Raw genomic sequence first — 228 nt, 5'->3', positions numbered from 1 at the left:
CGACACACTGATCCGTGGTGGCGTCGATATCGTAGCGACAGCCAACAATCACAGTGGTGATTACGGCCCTGACGCATTGGTAGAGCAAGGTGAGTGGCTTGATGCTGCCGGTATTGGTCACGCAGGGTCGGGGCGCACACGGGAAGAAGCGTTTCGACCCGTTTTCCGTCGCGCAGGGGGGCTGGATGTCGCTTTTTTCGCGCTGGATGCGACACAGAAAAGCTTTGC

General features: G+C 58.3%; 1 protein-coding gene. It reads left to right on the top strand.

Going from position 1 to position 228, the window contains the following annotated elements:
- Positions 1-228: CapA family protein (locus tag ACRHOZ_RS21780; protein WP_431130536.1), on the top strand; the 228-nt coding region annotated here is incomplete at both ends.

Source organism: Flagellimonas flava (assembly GCF_050617915.1).
GTDB lineage: Bacteria > Bacteroidota > Bacteroidia > Flavobacteriales > Flavobacteriaceae > Flagellimonas > Flagellimonas flava_A.
Note: the sequence above shows the minus strand (reverse complement) of the source record. Positions and strands in the feature narration are given on the sequence as shown.